Source organism: Streptomyces sp. NPDC001549, from assembly GCF_042894025.1.
GTDB lineage: Bacteria > Actinomycetota > Actinomycetes > Streptomycetales > Streptomycetaceae > Streptomyces > Streptomyces kutzneri.
Genome location: NZ_JBIAVJ010000036.1, coordinates 49010 through 67983, shown reverse-complemented (window position 1 = coordinate 67983; position 18974 = coordinate 49010). Strand labels below are relative to the sequence as shown.

Sequence of the window (18974 nt, the reverse complement as noted above, 5' to 3'; positions counted from 1 at the left end):
CCTCGCTCGCGTCCCTCACACCCCGATCAGAATATCTCAACGTTGAGACACTTGACGTTGAGAGGACCGGGTGTTTTTATCTCAACGTTGAGATTCTCATCATTGAGATGGATCGGAGGGCCACCCATGACCACCACCACCACCGCCGCCGCCGCCGGCACCGCGGTCACCACAGCCGCCGCCACCGCCGCCACCCCCCGCACCACGCCCCGGGTCGGCCCCGTTCCCGTCTTATGGCTGGCGCTGATGGCCACCCCCATGGCTGCCGGGGCCAACGCCCCCGTGCTGATCCTTCCGGAGATGGCCCGCTCCCTCGGGGTGAGCGCCTCGACCGCCGGCTGGCTCGTCGCCTCCTACGCCTGGGCCATGGCCGTCGCCACCCCCCTCCTGGCCGGACTGCTGCGCCGCCGGGGCCTGCGGGCAGCGCTCCGCCTGGCCGGCGCCCTCCTCGTCGGCGGCACCCTCCTCGTCGCCGCGTCCCCCTGGCTGCCGCTCACCCTCGCCGGACGGGCCACGCAGGCTGCAGGCGGCGCCGGTCTGGCGGCGGTCGCCATGAGCCTGGCCGGCTCGGCCCGCCGGATGGGCGTGATCAGCGCGGGCTTCGGCATCCTCGGCGCGTCCGGCCCGCTCCTCGGGGCACAGCTCTCCCAGGCCGTCTCGTGGCGGCTCTCGCTCTCGGTATCCGTGCTCGCGATCCTGGCGGTACCCATGGTCAGCCGGTACGCGGCGGCCCCGGCAGTCCCGGCGGCCCGACCCCAGGACAGGTTCGACGCCCGCGGCGCTGCGCTGCTGACAGCGCTCGCCACCGCCCTGGTCCTGCTGCCCCACGCGCCGGCCGCCGCCCTCGGCTCCTCGGCACTCGCCGCCACACTGCTCGCACTGCACGTCCGCCGGCGCCCCGACGGATTCGTCCCGGCCGCGTTGATCCGCAAGCCCCTCTTCCTCGGCTCCGCGCTGCTCGCCCTCGCGCTCTCGGGCTCGTACTTCACCCTGCTGTTCTCCGTGCCCCGGCTGCTCACCGACCGGGCGGGCTGGGACGCCGCCACCGCAGGCACCGGTCAACTCGTGGCACTGCTCACCGGATCCGCGTTGTCCTGGCTGCTGGCCACGGCCTCGGCGCGCATGAGCCGGGCGGCCGTCCGCGCGGTGCTCGTCGGGGTCGGAGCGTCGGCCGCGGCGATCGCGGTGTTCGCGAGCTGGGGTCCCCTGCTGCTGGTCGCCACCCTGGGCGGGACGTTCGCGGCGACCGGGTCCAGCGCCGTGCTGTCGATGCACGCCGCGTCGTGCGCCCCCGATTCCCAGCGCCCCACGGCCATCGGCCTGTTCGCCCTCTGCTACCAGCTGGGCGGGGCATTCGGCCCGGCGATCGCGGCCGCTCTCGTGCTCACCGCCTGAGCAGAGGCCGCCTGAGCCCGGGCCGCCTGAGCCGGGACCACCGGAGCCGGGACCACCGAGCCTGACCCGCCGAGCCGGGACCCCCGGCGCCCTCCGGCGAACAGGTCCGTCAGGACAGCGCCGGGCGGTGCACGGGGACTCCCTCCGGCACCGCCCGGCGCCGCGCCGTGGAGGTACCCGTCCAGCACGTGCCGCGCCGGGCCAGCAGACGGCCGAGCCACAGCTCCATCGAGACCAGTTCCGCCAGCCCGTCCAGCGGGACCGGGCGCCCGTCCGCCGCGTCGAGCAGGGCCTGGCGCACGACCCGGGCCTCGATCAGCCCGGCGTCCGCGAGCAACGGCGACGCGAACAGGTCCAGCAGGTCGCTCAGCGCGGCGCGCAGCCCCAGCCGGGTCGCCGTCTCGTTCGGCACGCGGTCCGTGGCGCCCCAGCCCGGCGGGAACTCGCGCACCCCCGCCGAGGACAGCACGCTGCGCAGGATCGCGGCCCGGGCCCCGGGCTGGACCCGCAGGGACTCGGGCAGGGCGCGGGCGGCCCGTACGACCTGGTTGTCCAGGAAGGGGGCGTGCAGCCGCTGGCTGCGGACCTCCACGGCCTGCTCGAAGACCCGGTGGTCGGCGGCGTGGCGGGCGAGCAGCGAGCGGGCGCGGGCCTCCCCCGGCCGCAGCGACAGCGGCGGGCGGCCGGCCGCGACCGTCAGGCGGATCGATACTTCCGCCAGTGCCTCCCCCGTGAGCCAGCCCGCCGCCGGTCCCGGGCGGGACCAGGTCAGGGCGGCGAGGGAAGCGTCCACCGGACCGGAGGATCTCTCGGTGACCCCGCCCTCGCGGAGCCGGGCAGCGGCGGCTTCCATGCCCGCGCGGTACGTCGTACGGGCAAGTCTTCGGGCCGCCGAGTACACGGTGAGCGGGACCAGCAGGGACTCCCCGGCGGCTCCGGAGGCGGAGGCCGAACGGGCCAGTGCCGCCACCGGGCGCAGCAGGTGCCGCCGCCGGCGGTCCATCAGGAGGTCGGCCATGCGGGCCGGGTGGGCGTCGAGGACCTGGCGGGCGCCGTGGCCGGTGAAGTGGTCGGCCGAGCCGGCGGCCAGCCGGCGCCGCTCGCGGGCGGCGAAGACCAGCGAGGGGCCGGGTTCGTCGGTGAGCGGGCCGTCGAGTTCGGCGTACGGGAGGGCTTCCGCGGCGGCGGCCACCACGACGTGGTGCAGGCGCGGGTCGGCCGCGATGGCTCTGGCCCGTTCCAGTTCGGCCTCGCGCCCCTGCGGGGTGGCCAGGTCGTTGAAGGTGACGGCCAGCAGCCGCGCCCCGGCGGGACTCAGCAGGGTGCCCGGCGCCCCCGGCAGACCGGCCGCCAGCAGCGCCAGCGTCGCGGAGGCGCTGCCGCCGGAGAGGTCGGCGCCCACCCCGGGGGCCGGGGCGCCGCGGGCGGCGCGCCGGTCGGCGGGGCCCATTCCGGGCACGGGGCCGGGATCGTACGGCGGCAGCGTGTCGGGAGCATGCCGCGGTGCTGTGAGCCGGGCGCGCACGGCATCCACCAACGCTTCCCGTACGCCCTCCACCGCGCGCTCGGCATCGGCCTCGGGGGCGGCCACGGCGAGCGAGGCGACCTGCTCGTAGCCGGTGATCTCGCGGGAGCCCTCGCGCAGGATGAGCGCGTGCCCGGGCGGGATGCGCCGGACCCCGGCGTACGGTGTGCCGTCGCCCAGCGCCTCGGGACTGTCCGGGCAGGCCAGCAGGGCGGCGAGATGGCCGATGTCGAGCTGGGCCTCGATGAGGTCGGCGAGCGGGAGGGCGGCGGTGGCGTACGCCGTGCCGCTCGCCCAGGGGGTGTAGAAGACGGGCCGGGCGCCCGCGAGGTCGCCGACGACGGTGATGCGGCGGCCGGCCTGGACGACGGCGGTGTAGCTGCCGGACCACTGGGTGAGGTGGCGCAGCGCGCCGCCGCGGGCGGCGTAGAGGGCGCGGCGCAGTTCGGCGTCGGTCGCGCCGCAGCAGCCGAGGACGGCGAGCCTGGTGAAGGGGTCGGCGGGGTCGGCGGTGAGCGTGCGGATCTCGTCGGGGCGCCAGTCGCCGACGGCCCAGAGGGGGTCGGGGTCGCCCCAGAGCAGCTGTGCGCCGACGGGGTGGACGGTGCGTTCCGCGTCCGCGCCCGGGTCGTCCGGATGAGCGGCGTCCGCGAGGCCGCCGCGCAGGGGCGCACCGCCGTCGCCGTAGCCGCCCTGGCCGTATCCCCCCTGGCCGGAGGCATGACCGGAGCCCTGGCCGGAGACCCTTCCGGCCGTGCCGAAGCTCGCGGCGATACTGCTCCAACCCACCAACCAGCGCACCGCCGCCTCCCCAGCCCGTGGGCACATGACCGGGGCACAGGCAGCACGGACAGCGCTGAGGGCGCGGCCGCGGGACCCCGGGTGGCTCGGGGTCCATGCTGCCACGGGACAGGCGTGCGAGAGTGGTTAAAGGGGGCGCACACGCAAACGAACACGCCCCGGCAACTCGGTATTTGGCGTTCCGTTCCCACCGCCCCATAGGTCGCTTTCAGCCATTCTTCGGCCGTCGGGAGGGCCGTCACGGGCGGCCGGCGCCCGACGCGGGGGCGCGGTCCGGGGGGCGCATTCCGCCCCCCGGACCGTTCCGCCACCCGCGGGGATTGAGGCAGCGGCATCCCCCGACCCGCCCGGTCAGGCGGCGGGCCGACCCACGCACCGCACATCGAATCGCCGGGTCCGGGGACCGGCCAGAGCGCACGGGCGGGCGCACGGCCACACGGGCGGAGCACGCGATGACACGTGCGCCCCGGCGCCGGGCCCGGGGCGGACTGTGCAAACGGACAACAATCCCGCCATACGGAAGTAAGGGCCTTAACGCTTGGGAGGCGGGGAACTACGCTGGGTTTACGAAATGCCGGGCGCCTATGCCCCGGCGGCGTCTGCGTTCCGCGTGTGACGAGGGGTGGCGCATGTCCAGGGAGCTCCGCGAGCCCAATGAGAAGCTCGGCGCCGTCCTCGCCCTCGCGGGCATCAGCAACGCCGGGCTGGCCCGGCGGGTCAACGACCTCGGAGCGCAGCGCGGCCTGACGCTTCGGTACGACAAGACGTCGGTGGCCCGGTGGGTGTCGAAGGGGATGGTGCCCCAGGGCGCCGCCCCGCATCTGATCGCCGCCGCCATCGGCGCGAAGCTGGGGCGGCCGGTGCCGCTGCACGAGATCGGGCTGGCCGACGCCGATCCCGCGCCCGAGGTCGGGCTGGCCTTCCCGCGCGACGTGGGCGCGGCGGTGCGCTCGGCCACCGACCTCTACCGGCTCGACCTCGCCGGACGGCGCGGCGGTGGCGGGATCTGGCAGTCGCTGGCGGGCTCGTTCTCCGTGGCGGCGTACGCGACGCCCGCCTCGCGCTGGCTGATATCTCCCGCCGACAGCTCGGTGGCCCGGGAGCCGGCGGGCAGCCGGGCTCCGCACCTCACGACCGGCGCCCCGACACCCGACGGCCCGGCCACCGGCGGCACGACGACCGGCAGCGCGACGACGGGCAGCGCGACGACGGACCACGCGGCACCCGGCAGCGCGGCACCCGGCAGCCCGACGGCCGACAACGCGACGACCGACGACCCGACGGCCGGCACCTCCGCGGCGCCCGACCCTGCGGCGCGGCACTCCATGGTCCAGAGCCCCGTATCAGCGACCCCCTCGGCTCACGACGCGCCGGCGCGCGAGGCGACGGCGGCACCAGGTCCCCGGTCCTCCCCGGACGGCCGCACGACCGGCCCGATGACAGGTCTGGCGGGCCCGATGGCAGGCCCGGCTTCCGGACCGGTGGCGGGACCGGCGACAGGCCCGCCGTCCACCGTTGTGCCCGCCCAGCCCGGACCCGAAACGCCGCGCGACCACGGCCAGCGCGTGGGCCACAGCGATGTGTCGAAGCTGCGCGAGGCCGCCGAGGACGCGCGCCGCTGGGACTCCAAGTACGGCGGCGGGGACTGGCGTTCGTCGATGGTGCCCGAGTGCCTGCGGGTGGACGCGGCGCCGCTGCTGCTCGGCTCGTACACCGACGAGGTGGGCCGCGCGCTGTTCGGCGCGACCGCCGAGCTGACCCGGCTGGCCGGGTGGATGGCCTTCGACACCGGCCAGCAGGAAGCGGCCCAGCGCTACTACATCCAGGCGCTGCGGCTCGCCCGCGCGGCCGCGGACGTACCGCTCGGCGGCTACGTGCTGGCCTCGATGTCCCTGCAGGCGACCTACCGGGACTTCCCCGACGAGGGGGTGGACCTCGCGCAGGCCGCCGTCGAGCGCAACCGCGGCCTGGCCACCGCCCGCACCATGAGCTTCTTCCGGCTGGTCGAGGCGCGGGCGCACGCGAAGGCCGGCGATTCGACGGCCGCCGGGGCGGCGCTCCGGGCGGCCGAGGGCTGGCTGGAGCGGTCCCGGGAGGGCGATCCGGATCCGACCTGGCTGGGTTTCTACTCGTACGACCGTTTCGCGGCAGATGCTGCAGAATGCTACCGGGATCTGAAATTGCCCCGGCAGGTAAGGCGGTTCACCGAGCAGGCCCTGTCGCGCCCCACCGAGGAGTACGTACGGTCGCACGGGCTGCGGCTGGTGGTGAGCGCGGTCGCCGAGCTGGAGTCGGGCAATCTCGACGCGGCGTGCGCGGCGGGCACCCGGGCGGTGGAGGTGGCGGGGAGGATCTCCTCGGCACGGACGACCGAATACGTACGGGACCTGCTGCACCGCCTGGAACCGTACGGGGACGAGCCGCGTGTGGCAGAGCTGCGGGAGCGGGCCCGGCCGCTGTTGGTGGCGCCGGCGTAGGAGCTGTCTTCCGGGGGCCGCGTGGCCGCGTTGTCGGTGCCGGGGTGCAGTATGCAGGGGTGGGAGGTGTCAGCGTGGGTGGCGGCGTGGACTGCGATGTGCTGGTGATCGGCGGCGGAATCGTCGGCCTGTCGACGGCGCATGCCGTGGCGCGCCTGGCTCCGGGGACCAGGGTCGTGGTCCTGGAGAAGGAGTCGGGCCCGGCCCGGCACCAGACGGGCCGCAACAGCGGGGTGATCCACAGCGGGATCTACTACCGCCCGGGTTCCCTGAAGGCGCGCTTCGCGGTGAGCGGGGCCGCCGAGATGGTCAAGTTCTGTGCGGAGCACGGGATTCCGCACGAGGTGACGGGCAAGCTCATCGTCGCCACGGAGCGGGAGGAGCTGCCGCGGCTGCACGCCCTGGTCCAGCGCGGCCGGGAGAACGGCATTCCCGTGCGCGAGCTCGGCCCGGCGCAGATCACGGAGTACGAGCCGGAGGTGCAGGGGCTGGCGGCGATCCATGTCGGCAGCACCGGGATCGTCGACTACGGCCGGGTGAGCGCCCAGCTCGCGGAGTCCTCCGGCGCGGAGATCGTCTACGGCGGCGCCGTGGACCTGATCTCCCGGCGCCCCTCGGCCGTGGCGGTCCGCACGACGTCCGGCCTGGTGGTCAGGGCGCGGGTGCTGGTGAACTGCGCGGGCCTCCAGTGCGACCGGATCGCCCGCCTCGCCGGGGACGACCCGGGCATGCGGATCATCCCCTTCCGCGGCGAGTACTACGACCTGGCGAGACCGGACCTGGTCCGGGGCCTGGTGTACCCGGTGCCCGATCCGGCGTTCCCCTTCCTCGGGGTGCACCTGACCCGGGGCATCGGCGGCGGCGTCCACGTCGGCCCCAATGCCGTGCCCGCGCTGGCCCGCGAGGGCTACGCCTGGTCGACGGTGCGGCCCCAGGACATCGCGGACGAGCTCGCCTGGCCGGGCTCCTGGCGGATGGCCGCACGGCACTGGCGGTACGGGACGGGCGAGATCCACCGCTCGCTGTCGAAGCAGGCCTTCACCCGGGCGGTACGGCGCCTGCTGCCGGCCGTCACCGCCGCCGACCTGCGGCCCGCCGCGGCCGGGGTCCGCGCCCAGGCCGTGCTGCGCGACGGCACCCTGGTGGACGACTTCCTGATCCGCGACGCCCCGCGTACGGTCCACGTCCTCAACGCCCCCTCGCCCGCCGCGACCGCGTCCCTCCCGATCGGCCGGGAGATCGCCACCCGCGCCCTGCGGACCCTCGGCTCGGCCTGAGCCGCTTTCGGGGGGGTGCGGGAGCTGCTCGCGCGGCGGCTCCCGCACCCCCCGTCGTAGAATCAGCGCATTGTGTCTGAGTCCCTGAATCCCCAGTCGCCCCGCCTCCCGGACGCCGCGCCGGAGACGAACTCGTACGTGCCGCCCAAGTGGCGCACCGAGCCCCGCTTCCCCGACGGGCCCGCGCCGGACCCGGCCGGCTCGCACCACGAGCGGCGGATCCGGAGCTTCCAGCCCCGGCGCAGCCGGGTCACCACCGGCCAGGGTGAGGCCCTGAAGCGCCTGTGGGGCACCTGGGGCCTGGACATCGACGGCCACCGGGTCCTCGATCTCGAGGAGCTCTTCGACGGCCTCCCGGTCGTCCTGGAGATCGGCTTCGGCATGGGCGAGGCCACGGCCCAGATGGCCGCCGACGACCCCGGCACCGGGATCCTCGCCGCCGACGTGCACACCCCCGGGCAGGGCAACCTGCTCGCCCTCGCCGAGCGCGGCGGGATGACCAATGTCCGGGTGGCCAACGGCGACGCCATCATCCTGCTCCGCGAGATGCTGCCGCCCGACTCGCTGGCCGGTATCCGCGTGTACTTCCCGGACCCGTGGCCCAAGGCCCGCCACCACAAGCGCCGGCTGATCCAGCCCGACTTCCTCACGCTGGCCGCCACCCGCCTGGCGCCCGGGGCCGTACTGCACTGCGCGACCGACTGGGAGCCGTACGCCGAGCAGATGCTCGAAGTGCTCACCGCTCACCCGGACTTCGAGAACACGCAGCCCGACGGCGGCTTCTCCCCGCGCCCCGCCTTCCGGCCGCTGACCCGCTTCGAGGGCCAGGGCCTCGACAAGGGCCACCTCGTACACGACTTGCTCTTCCGTCGCACGGAGAACTGACAAGGTCACCGCGCGTGTCAGACCGGCTCGCTAGGGTCATGGTGTGTACCGAGCGCTCCACCTCGTGCTCCCACGCCCGTCCGGCACGGTCCGCACGTGCGTGCTCCTCGCCCTGCTCGCCGCGACCGGGGTCGCCATCCTCGAACTCGTGCGGGAACAGACCGGCACCTCCGGCTTCTTCGTCGGTCTCGGTCTGGCCCTGCTGCCGGTGGCGCCGCTCATGGCGGCCTTCCGGTGGCTGGGCCGGGCCGCGCCCGTGCCCTGGTCGCAGCTGCTGTTCTGCTTCGGCTGGGGTGCCTGCACCGCGGCACTGATCGCGATACTGGCCAACAACTTCGCCACCCAGTGGATAGCCGCGACCACCACCGATGCCTCCGCCGCCGATCACCTCGGCTCGGTGGCCATCGCCCCGGTGGTGGAGGAGAGCGCCAAGGCGGCCGCCCTGCTGCTGGTGTTCGTGTTCCGGAGACGACACTTCACCGGCCCCGCCGACGGGTTCGTGGTGGCCGGCTTCACCGCCACCGGCTTCGCCTTCACCGAGAACATCCTCTACCTCGGCAACGCCTTCGTGGAGGACCTGGCCGACCGCAGCGGCGCGCTGGAATCGGTGACGGCGGCGACCTTCTTCGTGCGGATAGTGCTGTCGCCGTTCGCGCACCCGCTGTTCACCGTGCTCACCGGGCTGGGCTTCGGCGTGGCCGCCGTCAGCGCCCGCCGCTCGCGCAGGATCTGCCCGCCGCTGCTCGGCCTGGCGCTGGCCATGGGCATGCACGCGCTGTGGAACGGTTCCTCGCAGTTCGGGGAGCACGGGTTCTACGTGGTCTACAGCTGCGTGATGGTCCCGGTGTTCGGGCTGCTGGTGTGGCTGGCGGTGCGGATAAGGCGCAACCGGTTGCGGGCCGTCGAGGGTGAACTCGCGCTGTACGCGGCCGCGGGCTGGCTCGGTCCGGCCGAGGTCCCGGCCCTGGCTTCGATACCGGCCCGGTCGCTGGCCCGCTCCCTGGCCCGGCGCAGCGGGGGCCGGGCGGCCGGACGTACGGTCGCCCGCTACGAGGCGGACGCGGCGGCCCTGGCCCTGCTGCGGAACCGGGCGCGGCGCGGCGGCCCCGCACGGGAGCGGGATTTCGCGGGCCGGGAACGGGAGCTGCTGCACCGGCTCTGGCAGTCCCGGGCGACGGCGGGTCCCGCACTGGCCCGGGCGGCGGTCATCGAGGAGCTGGTTCCGCCGTGGTTCGACCCTCTGGACCCGGCGGCCGCACGGACGGACGTACCCGGGCCGCGGCGGACGGACCACGACCGTGGCGCGCCGGACCCGACCCGGGGAACGCACCCGGCAACGGCCCCGGCAACGAACCCGGGAACGGCCACCGGAACGAACCCGGACCCGGGACTCAGACGTTCAGGCCCTTGGAGTTCAGCCACGCCAGCGGGTCCTGCGTCGATCCGCCCTTGCGTACTTCCAGGTGGAGATGAGGTCCGGTGACGTTGCCGGTGGCGCCGACGCGGCCGATGGTCTCGCCGGCGCCGACCGCGCCGGAGGTCACCGACATCGAGGAGAGGTGGCAGTACCAGATCTCCGTGCCGTCCGGGAGCTCCAGCACGATCCGGTAGCCGTACGCGCCGGACCAGCCGGCCGAGGTGATCTTTCCGGCGGCCACGGCCTTGACGGGGGTCCCGGTCGGGGCCGCGAAGTCGAGGCCGGTGTGGTAGCCGGAGGACCACATGGAGCCGGAGACCCCATAGTGCGAGGTGAGGGTGTAGGCGGAGGTGGGCAGGGAGTAGCTGACGGCGGGCTTGGCGAGGCGCTCCTGCTCGGCCTTGGCCGCCGCCGCTTCCGCGGCCTTCGCCTCGGCCTCTTCCTTGGCCTTCGCCTCGGCCTGCGTCTTCGCCTCCTCGGCGGCCGTGCGGGCCGCCTCCAGCTTCTCCTTGGCCTCCTGGGCGGCGGCCTGCTGCGCGGCCTGTTCGGCCTCCGCCCGCGCCTTGGCCTCAGCGGCGGCCTGCTGGGACTCGGCCTGCTGGAGGATGCGGTTGCGCAACACCTCGCCCGCGTCCGCGCCCTGGGCGGACTGCTGCGCGATGATCCCCGTCCGCTCGCCCGTCGAGGCCGCCGGTCCGGAATCGCCGTCGTCCTGCTGGGCCTTGTTCCCGGTCATCATGTCGGGCAGGTCGGGCAGGTCGGGCAGGTCGGGCATGGCCGGCAGGGATATCGCAACCTGGGGCCGGTCCTGCGCCGTGGCGATACCGCCGGCGCCGACCGCCGCGATGACACCGACGCCGAGCACGGTGGAGCTGCGGGCAAGTCCCCCGCGCTGCTTGGCGACCCGGTGCTTGCCGCGGACCGGCCGCACCGAATCCTCGGTGGGGTTCCACTCGCCCCAGGCACCCGCGGTGGGCGGCTCCTGGATATCGATGCCTTCAGGGGCAGGCAAGTTGGAGGCCACCGGGGCACACTCCTCATCGACGCGCAGGACGCGCGCGCGCACGGTGCCGTCTCTTGCGACGGCTGGGACGACCGCGCTGCGTTATCGAAAGGTAATAGACGTAGGGGAGTGATTCCAAGCTTCTCCACTTGATCGTTCCCACCAATCAGCCACTCACCGACTGGCTTTGGCCATTCCTTTCCACAGCAAACTGGTCTCAATTAGGGCAAAAATCAAGCGACTCTCTCATCCCTTCAGCCACAGGCCGGAAATAACGGCTCGTCAATCCCCTCGCAGAGAGCACTCTTTCGACTACCGATCGTGACATCACGTCACGCGGGGCACCACCGGCACGGTCCGGCGCCGCTCCGGCTCCCGCTCCCCCGGCCGGCCCACCGCGAGCAGCGCCATGTCGTCCGTCGCCCCGCCGCCCGTATGCCGGCGCACATCGCTGCTGAGCGCGCTGAGCAGCGCCTGCGGCCCGGGGAAGATCCGCCCGCGCAGCCGGGCCGCCGGATCGTAGAAGTCCCCCGCCCCGTCCCGGGCCTCGGTCAGCCCGTCCGTGTAGAGCAGCAGGGTGGTCCCCGCCGGGAAGGCCCACTCCTGCACCAGGTCCGGCCAGCCGCCCAGCTCCCCCATGCCGAGCGGCAGGGCCGGCTCCGCCGGGGCGAGGACCGCCAGCTCACCGTTCTCGTGCAGCAGCAGCGGTTCGGGGTGGCCCCGGTTGAGCAGCCGCAGCACGCCCACGCCCGGCGGGATCTCCCCGAGCACGCACGTCGTGAACCCCTCCACCGCGTCCAGGCTGTCGCGCCGGGTGCCCTCGCGGGCCAGCGCCCGCTCCAGCCGCTGCGCCAGCGCCTCCAGCGTGGGCTCGGTGTCCGCCGCCTCCCGGAACGCCCCGAGGACCACCGCGACGGCCTCCACCGCCCCCAGCCCCTTGCCCCGTACGTCGCCCACCGCCAGCCGCACTCCGTACGGGGTCTCCTGGACGGCGTACAGGTCGCCGCCGATGAAGGCGTCGGCCTGCGCGGCCTCGTACCAGGCGGAGACGTGCAGCCCCCCGATGCGCTCGGCGGGCTTCGGCAGTACCGCCCGCTGCGCGGCCTCGGCGATCCCGCGCGCCGAGGCGAGCCGTTCGCCGCTGCGCCGCACCATGCGGTTGATCAGGAGCGCCAGCCCGGCGACGGTCAGTACGGTCACCAGCTCGGTCAGCGCCTCGACCTTCCAGCTGGTGCCGTTGAGGATGTGGAGCACGAACACCGCGAACACGGCCAGGCCGCCGGTCAGGGCCGTGGCCCAGAGGGTGAACAGCGGGGCGGCGATCAGCGGGGCCGCCGTGAAGAACGGGGACCCCGTGAAGCTGGGCGGGGTCAGCACGTCGAAGGCCATCCCGAGGGCGATCAGCACGCCCGGCAGCGCCTGGACCACGCGACGGGTCACACCGTTCCCGCTCCCGCCCGCGCGCCCACCGCCGTTGCCCTGCCGGCCCAGCCCCACCACGCTGCTCTCCTGCCGCCCGGTCCGCGGCCGCACGGGTCCGGGCCCGCCGCCGCCTCGCCCCTCAAGGCTGGTGGACGGACATCCGCCCGGCGACCTGACGGCGGCCGGACGCGTGACGGGGCGTGAGAAAGCGCGAGAAGAGCGCCCGGCGGGGCCGGAACACGACGAAGGCCCGGTTCCTGTAAAGGAACCGGGCCTTCGTACTGAGTAGCGGGGGCAGGATTTGAACCTACGACCTCTGGGTTATGAGCCCAGCGAGCTACCGAGCTGCTCCACCCCGCGTCGGTAAACCCAACTCTACGCCATCCGGGGGGAGCCCTTCGCCAATTAACCGCCGCACCACCCACAGATCCACATCACCGCAGGTCAAGGCCCCAAAACCGGACCAGAGCCGACCCAGAACCGGCCCGGAACCGGCCCGGAACCGACTGCGTGCCGGCCCTCGCGAACGAAGATCATCTCTGTTGCACGGCGGTGACACATCGAGGATGGTTCCGGGATCCCGTCCGGGCGATGATTCACCTGTCGCAAGGGCCAGGGGGAACACGGACCGGCCGGCGACCACGACCACACCTTCTCGGCCCGGCGCTCTGCCGGTGCCTTTGTGCTCCTGGGGGGAGTCCACCATGTCCGTTCGCACCGCAGCCGCCATCGCAGTCGTCGCCGGCGTTGTCACCACTCTGCTGCCGCTCTCGGCCACCGCCGCGTCCGCCGCGCCCGTCGCCGACGACTAGGCCGTGCTGCGTACGGAGATGGGCGCTCCGGTCCCCGGCGGCCCGCTGACCCGCGGCGGCGCCACCGAGACCTTCGAGCTGACGGTCAAGAACCCGACCGGCAAGGCGGTCCACTACAAGCCGTGGATGCTCCTCGACCAGACCGGGCCGAGCCGTCTGCAGAAGGACGACGTGGTCTTCAAGGTCGACGCGGTGGACGCCCCGGCGACCAAGTCCTCGGTCGGCCAGCAGGGCGGCGGATGGCAGGGCCTCTTCTACCCGGCGACGGCCGCCGGCAAGGAGAGCGGTGCGGGCTTCGACATCCCCGCCAACGGCAGGATGACCTGGAAGGTCACCCTCGGCCTCGGCGCGAACTACCCCACCAACGACGGTGACTTCACGTTCAAGGCCACCAGCTGGAACAACTCGGTGGCCCCCGGCGGCGCGGACTCCCACCGCTTCAAGGTCGACCCCGAGGTCAAGGCGGGCGAGCTCAAGACCTGGTTCAAGCAGGTCGGCTCCGGCATGGACGACCAGGAGCAGCGCGCGTACCTGAACCTGAACTACCAGGCCACCGGTGAGGGCACCTTCGACACCGCTCTCGCGACCACCCTGAGCCTGTCTCACCCGGGCGAGCAGAAGGCCGACTTCCGGCTCCAAGCCCTGATCGACGGCCGCTGGCAGGACCTGCGGGGCGAGTACGACCGCTACGAGCTGCCGCGCATCGCGAAGGGCTTCGGCGCCGCCGCCGGCGTCCGCACCCTGCCGCTGCGGGTCTCCCTGGGCAAGGACACCGGGCTGGCGAAGAAGACCGTCATCACGATGGAGGCCGAGGTCCGTCACGCCGAGGGCGACACCCACCCGTTCCGGAACAGCTCCGTGACGTTCCCGCTCGCCCCGATCGTGGAGACCGTGCCGCCCTCGGGCACCCCGTCCGGCACCCCGTCCGGCAGCCCCTCCCCGACCCCGTCCACCACGTCCTCCACCAGCCCCGTCGTGCAGCAGGCCGTCGCCACCTCCACGGGCAACGCCGACCTGACCACCACCGCCGCGGTCGGCGGCTCCCTCGCCCACACCGGCGCCGACTCGGCCACCGGCCTGTACGCCGGCCTCGCGGCCGCCCTGGTCGCGCTCGGCGCGGCCGCCGCCTGGCTCGGCCGCCGTCGCCGCACCGCCGCCTGATCGAGCCCCGCACGACGAAACGCCCCACCCGGTCCCTCGGGTGGGGCGCTTCGCGTACGGCCGTCAGGCGACGGGGTCCCGGCGGCGGGTCAGCACGCGGGTGGTGCTCCCGTCGTCCTCCCGCACGTCCCGTACGCGGGTGAAGCCGATGCGCTCCAGCAGGACCAGGGAGGCCGTGTTGGCGTCGGCCACGGTGGCGTGCACCTCGGTCAGGCCGAGGGGGCCGAAGCCGTACGCGACGATCGCCTCGGCGATCTCGGTACCGAGGCCCGCTCCCCAGGCCTCGGCGGCCAGGGCGTAGATGATCTCGTGGCCGCCGACCTCGTCGGTCCGCTTGATCTCGGCGTGCCCGACCAGCCGGCCGTCCCGGCGCACGGCCCACACGTCGAAGAGGTTCTCGGCGTAGACCTTCGTGAAGACCCGCCCGAAGAGCGCCCGGTCCTCGGCCTCGGAGGCGGGACCGTCCCCCATCCACCGGGACACCCGGGTGTCCTGGAAGAGTGCGACGAAGCCTTCCTCGTCCTCGGGGGTGTACGGGTCGAGGAGCAGGCGTTCGGTACGGAGAACAGGCGTCATGGCCGACGACGCTACCCGCCCGGTCCGACGGCCTCATCGCAATTTCCGGCAGGCCCGCACCGGGACTGACGGACCGTCCGCCCCCGCGAGGCCGCCCCACCCGAAGGAATCGGATGGGGCGCCCGCGCACAGGTCCGGCCGATCGAGGACTACCTGGGCTGGCCCCAGTCGAGGGTGGTGAGGGAGCCGTCGTCGTTGCGGAGGTGGAAACGGCCCTGGGAGGGACGCCAGATCCCGACATTGGCCGCGGGACCGCCGTTGCCGGCATCCCAGTTGGCGCCGACCGGCAGATCGCCCGACTGACCCCAGTCCAGGACCGTCAGAGAGCCGTCGTCCATACGCAGGTGGAACTGACCCGTCGAAGGCCGGAACACACCCAGATTATCCGGACCCGAACCGTCCCAGTTCCCGGAAACCGGCAGGTCACCCGCCTGACCCCAGTCCACCTTGGAGATCGAACCGTCGTCATTGCGCAGATGGAAGACACCGCTGCGCCACACACCCACGTTCGCGGCCGCGCCCCCGTCCCAGTTGCCGGCCACGGGAAGGTCACCCGACTGACCCCAGTCGATCTTGGTCAGGGAACCGTCGTCCATACGCAGATGGAACCGGAACACACCCAGATTATCCGGACCCGAACCGTCCCAGTTCGCAGAAAACGGAAGGTCACCCGCCTGACCCCAGTCGACAAGAGCCAGCGACCCGTCGTCATAACGCAGGTGGAACTTACCGCTGCGCCAGACACCGACGTTCGCAGCCGCACCCCCGTCCCAGTTACCCGACACCGGCACATCACCGTTGGTGGCGACGTCTTCGACGATGTTCTTGTACCGGTACGGGAGGTAGGAGCCCGAGTTCTTGAAGTACGAGTAGGGGATCACACGGCGCACGGCGTGCGGCGGGGTCTCCTCGATGCCGATGTAGGACGTCATCGAGGAGTCGGTCCAGCTCTCGAAGAGGACGACGTGCGAACCGCTCACCGGGTTGGCGGAGTTGTGGAAGAGCAGCATGTCGCCCTTGCGCAGCTCACCCTTGGTGATCCGGTCGGCGTAGGTGTCGAGGTTGCCGGTCCAGGCGCTGGTCCCGAGGTTCCAGGCCATGGAGACCAGGCCGGAGCAGTCGGTGCGGTAGCCGTCGCGGTAGCTGCTCTGGCTGTACGGGACCTGGGCGTCGACCCAGGTCTTGGCCCGGGCTATGACGGAGCTGCGGGTGATGGGGGAGTTGCCCTCGGCGGTGAACGCGGAGGCGGAGGCCGCGCCCTGGAGGGGGACCGGCTGACCCTGGGGGCGCTCGACGTCGGTCTCCAGCGGCACGGAGGCCGTCGCGCCGACGGGCTGGACCGTCCCGGAGTGGGCCGGCATGGCGGACAGGACCAGCGAGGCGGCGCAGGTGGCCGTGACGACGCTAGCGGCACAGAGGGCCGAGGTCTTGATGGGCAACGCAACTCCTGGTGAAGAGGCAAGCGACAGGGAAGACAGCTGGGTTGTGCGAGGTTTGCGGGGCACTCGGTTCCGGGTGCCGAGGTCGGCGGGCGCGCCGAGCTCGGCACACGTCGGTGCCGGCGTCATGCGGCGGTGCGGTGGTGCGGGATGCCCGGGCACCTCGTGGGCCGCGCGGTGCCGTGAGAGGGCACGCGGGGTGGGCCGGGGTGGTGCGCACTGCCGGGACGGCTGTCCTGCAGGAACAGCTGGTCACAGGCGGCCGGCCGGCGGCCGACGGCAGGTGCTGCGGGTACGGCGGATGCTGCCGGTCACGGGCAGGCGGGGTCCGCGTTCTGCGTGTGCGGGGCCGGGGGCAGATAGCGCCGCCGGAGTTCGAGTGAGTTCTGCTGGCTGCGCGTGATCAGGCCGTGTGCACGGCGCAGCGGGGCGGGCGCGGTGGGCGCGTCCAGGGTCATGAGGTAGAGCAAGAGGTCGATCCGGTCGGCTTCGGGGCGGGCACTGGCGTGCTGGAGTCCGTCGCCGGGGAGTGCGTGGGCCCACAGGGCATCCACGACCTCGGCCGCCTCACCCTCGTGAGAGGCCTCGCCGGGCCGCCTCCGAGCCAGGCTGGCGTAGACGATCTCCACAGCGAACCGGTCAGCCCCAGCCGAGGCTGTCGGAGATCTGGGCGGTGGCCGGGGCGGGCTGCTTCCCAGTGGTGGTGGCGGCTGCGGCGGCGCCGCTCACGAGGATGACCGCGGTCAGGGAGACGGAGACGACCGCGACGGCCTGGGCGATACGAGTGCGGATCACGACGGGATTCCTTAGCTGCTGGCTGGATGACTTCCTGCACCGGTCGGGCGTCCCGCGGTTGACGCTTCGTCCGGCTGCCGGCCCGGGGTGTTTCCCTGGCGGCGATCAATAGCTTCGCCGTTCGCCGACACGGCCGGAAGGCCTTGAGGGTGTCGCCTACCGGCCTGTCGGGATCCGGACATGAGGGCATGCTCATGCCAAATTCGCAGGCCGGACCGCTCGAAATCGGATCGATGTTGATCAAGATGGCACGGCACTGTTTGGATAGGGGCCGACGGCCTGGCGAGATACGGCCGGCCTGTGATCTGGGGGGATCCGATGCTGGAAGTTCTGGGACTGACCAATGCTGCCGTGAGGGTGTACCAGGTGATGCTGGATCATCCCGGCTACAGCCTGGACGACATCAGCGCGCGGTGAGCCCCGAGATCGGCCTCGCCGACATCCTCGCCGTGCAGGAGGCCGAACTCGCCGCCCGCCAGGCCCGGCTCGCCGCCTCACGCGCTTCCGTGACCCGCATGGTCGCCGAACGCGCCGAGCACCGCGCGCACCACGGCGAACGCCTGCAGGGCATGGACGCCATCCACAACCGCCTGGAACTGATGGGCCGCGCCGCCACCACAGAGGTCCTCAGCAGCCAGCCCGGCATCCAGCGCCCCGAAGACCTGGCGGCCAGCCGGCCCGCCGATGCCGCAGCCCTCGGCCGCGGCATCACGATGCGCACCCTCTACCAGGACACCACGCGCAACCAGCCGCACATCACCGCCTACGCGCACTGGCTGCTCAGCCAGGGCAGCGAGGTCCGCACGGCCCCCACGATCCCCCAGCGCATGGTCGTCGTCGACCGCACCCAGGCCCTGGTTCCCATCGACCCCGCCGACACACGCCAGGGTGCCCTTCACGTCACCGAACCGGGCATCCTCGCCGCACTGCTCGACTTCTTCGAACAGGCCTGGAACACCGCCGTTCCGCTCGGCGCCGCTCGCCCCGAGGACCCCCGGACCAGCATCACCACCACAGAACGCGAAATCCTGCGCCTGCTCGGCACCGGCCTCACCGACGACGCGGTGGGCCAGCGCCTGGGAACCTCCTCACGCACCGTCGGACGTCACATGTCCTCGCTCATGGAACGCCTGGGCGCCAGCAGCCGCTTCGAAGCCGGCATCAAGGCCGCCCACAGAGGCTGGCTCTGATCTGCCTCCGCACCCGGGCCCGCACCCGGCCCCGTACCCGGGCCCGGAAATGACTGAGCGCCCCACCCGGCCGAAACCGGGTGGGGCGCTCAGCAGCAGGTCAGGGGTGGGAACCCCCGCCTGCGAGCGGTAGGCCATGTCGGACTCGAACCGACAACCAACGGATTAAAAGTCCGCTGCTCTGCCAATTGAGCTAATGGCCCTCCAGGTGCTCACCCCAGAGCATAGCCGGACCGCGCCGGTCAGCCGATCGGGTATCCGCCGACCGGCCTGTCGCCGCCGGTCCGGTGGCGCTCCGCGGGGCCTGGGGCCTGCCCCCGAGGGGGTGTTACGCACCATCAGTTCCCGGGAGCGAAGAAAGGGCCCGTACGCCACCTGAGTGTCGTACGGGCCCTTTCTCAGGGGTTCAGCTCAGCTGCGATCAGCCGTTGCGCTTCCAGCGCGGCTTGTCGTCGCGGCGGCCGCCGAAGCCGCCGGTGGAACCGGAGCCGGAGCCGGAGCCGGACGGACGGTGGTCGTCACGGCGGCCGTACGGGCGGTCGCCGCCACCGGAGCGGAAGCCGCCGGACGGACGGTCGTCACGACGGAAGCCACCACCGGACGGACGGTCGCCACCGGAGCGGAAGCCACCCGACGGACGGTCGTCACGGTTGAAGGTGCCCGAGGGGCGGTCGTCACGGTTGAAGCCGCCGGAGGGACGGTCGTCGCGGCGGAAGCCACCACGGTCGCCACCACGGTCATCGCGGTTGAAGCCACCGGACGGACGGTCGTCACGACGGAAGCCACCACCGGACGGACG

At 73.2% G+C, this 18974-nt stretch carries 14 protein-coding genes, 2 tRNA genes and 1 pseudogene; 7 read left to right on the top strand and 10 right to left on the bottom strand.

Going from position 1 to position 18974, the window contains the following annotated elements:
* The first annotated feature begins 126 nt into the window (after window positions 1–126).
* A complete protein-coding gene (locus ACFY04_RS38935) occupies window positions 127–1395 on the top strand; it encodes an MFS transporter (RefSeq protein ID WP_389124836.1) in 1269 nt (422 codons plus the stop codon).
* A 109-nt stretch (window positions 1396–1504) separates the two neighbouring features.
* Here the strand turns inward: ACFY04_RS38935 and ACFY04_RS38930 are convergent, their stop codons facing one another.
* Complete coding sequence (locus tag ACFY04_RS38930) at window positions 1505–3721, bottom strand: asparagine synthase-related protein (protein ID WP_389124833.1); 2217 nt, start codon at window positions 3719–3721, stop codon at window positions 1505–1507.
* Window positions 3722–4350: 629 nt separating this feature from the next.
* Here ACFY04_RS38930 and ACFY04_RS38925 point away from each other — a divergent pair.
* The 4 genes from ACFY04_RS38925 (at window position 4351) to ACFY04_RS38910 (ending at window position 9843) form a co-directional block, all read left to right on the top strand.
* On the top strand, window positions 4351–6198 hold the full coding sequence (locus ACFY04_RS38925) for a sporulation protein (protein WP_389124831.1): 1848 nt from the start codon (window positions 4351–4353) through the stop codon (window positions 6196–6198).
* Between the two features lie 44 nt (window positions 6199–6242).
* Window positions 6243–7475, top strand: coding sequence for an L-2-hydroxyglutarate oxidase (lhgO, locus tag ACFY04_RS38920; protein WP_389124828.1), 1233 nt, complete (start codon window positions 6243–6245; stop codon window positions 7473–7475).
* Window positions 7476–7613: 138 nt separating this feature from the next.
* A complete protein-coding gene (trmB, locus tag ACFY04_RS38915; RefSeq protein ID WP_373044285.1) occupies window positions 7614–8360 on the top strand; it encodes a tRNA (guanosine(46)-N7)-methyltransferase TrmB in 747 nt (248 codons plus the stop codon).
* 43 nt (window positions 8361–8403) lie between these two features.
* Window positions 8404–9843, top strand: a complete 1440-nt coding sequence (locus ACFY04_RS38910) for a PrsW family glutamic-type intramembrane protease (protein ID WP_389124827.1) — start codon at window positions 8404–8406, stop codon at window positions 9841–9843.
* Here the strand turns inward: ACFY04_RS38910 and ACFY04_RS38905 are convergent.
* The 3 genes from ACFY04_RS38905 to ACFY04_RS38895 all read right to left on the bottom strand — a co-directional run bounded on the left by ACFY04_RS38905 (window position 9752) and on the right by ACFY04_RS38895 (window position 12562).
* Window positions 9752–10801 (bottom strand): M23 family metallopeptidase, encoded by a 1050-nt coding sequence (locus ACFY04_RS38905; RefSeq protein WP_389124824.1) that lies wholly within the window; start codon window positions 10799–10801, stop codon window positions 9752–9754. The genes ACFY04_RS38910 and ACFY04_RS38905 overlap by 92 nt on opposite strands.
* Window positions 10802–11107: 306 nt before the next feature.
* Entirely contained in the window at window positions 11108–12277 is a 1170-nt protein-coding gene (locus tag ACFY04_RS38900) for a PP2C family protein-serine/threonine phosphatase (RefSeq protein WP_389124863.1), read from the bottom strand.
* A 211-nt stretch (window positions 12278–12488) separates the two neighbouring features.
* Window positions 12489–12562: transfer RNA gene (locus ACFY04_RS38895), tRNA-Met, on the bottom strand.
* Window positions 12563–13017: 455 nt separating this feature from the next.
* Here ACFY04_RS38895 and ACFY04_RS38890 point away from each other — a divergent pair.
* The gene (locus ACFY04_RS38890) at window positions 13018–14175 is read left to right on the top strand and encodes an LAETG motif-containing sortase-dependent surface protein (protein ID WP_389124821.1); all 1158 of its coding nucleotides are present in this window, start codon (window positions 13018–13020) and stop codon (window positions 14173–14175) included.
* Window positions 14176–14238: 63 nt separating this feature from the next.
* Here ACFY04_RS38890 and ACFY04_RS38885 read toward each other — a convergent pair whose 3' ends face one another.
* The 4 genes from ACFY04_RS38885 to ACFY04_RS38870 form a co-directional block, all read right to left on the bottom strand.
* Window positions 14239–14751 carry a GNAT family N-acetyltransferase gene (locus tag ACFY04_RS38885; protein WP_389124819.1) on the bottom strand — a complete coding sequence of 171 codons (513 nt, stop codon included), beginning with the start codon at window positions 14749–14751 and terminating at the stop codon, window positions 14239–14241.
* Between the two features lie 149 nt (window positions 14752–14900).
* Window positions 14901–16190 carry a hypothetical protein gene (locus ACFY04_RS38880; RefSeq protein ID WP_389124817.1) on the bottom strand — a complete coding sequence of 430 codons (1290 nt, stop codon included), beginning with the start codon at window positions 16188–16190 and terminating at the stop codon, window positions 14901–14903.
* Between the two features lie 311 nt (window positions 16191–16501).
* Window positions 16502–16819 carry a hypothetical protein gene (locus ACFY04_RS38875; protein ID WP_389124814.1) on the bottom strand — a complete coding sequence of 106 codons (318 nt, stop codon included), beginning with the start codon at window positions 16817–16819 and terminating at the stop codon, window positions 16502–16504.
* A 10-nt stretch (window positions 16820–16829) separates the two neighbouring features.
* A complete protein-coding gene (locus ACFY04_RS38870; RefSeq protein WP_389124813.1) occupies window positions 16830–16985 on the bottom strand; it encodes a hypothetical protein in 156 nt (51 codons plus the stop codon).
* 413 nt (window positions 16986–17398) lie between these two features.
* Here ACFY04_RS38870 and ACFY04_RS38865 point away from each other — a divergent pair, with 413 nt between their 5' ends.
* The gene (locus ACFY04_RS38865; protein ID WP_389124810.1) at window positions 17399–18175 is read left to right on the top strand and encodes a LuxR C-terminal-related transcriptional regulator; all 777 of its coding nucleotides are present in this window, start codon (window positions 17399–17401) and stop codon (window positions 18173–18175) included.
* Between the two features lie 130 nt (window positions 18176–18305).
* Here the strand turns inward: ACFY04_RS38865 and ACFY04_RS38860 are convergent.
* Window positions 18306–18378, bottom strand: a tRNA-Lys gene (locus ACFY04_RS38860).
* A gap of 218 nt (window positions 18379–18596) precedes the next feature.
* Window positions 18597–18974: pseudogene (locus ACFY04_RS38855) on the bottom strand (RNA helicase); the annotation flags it as partial.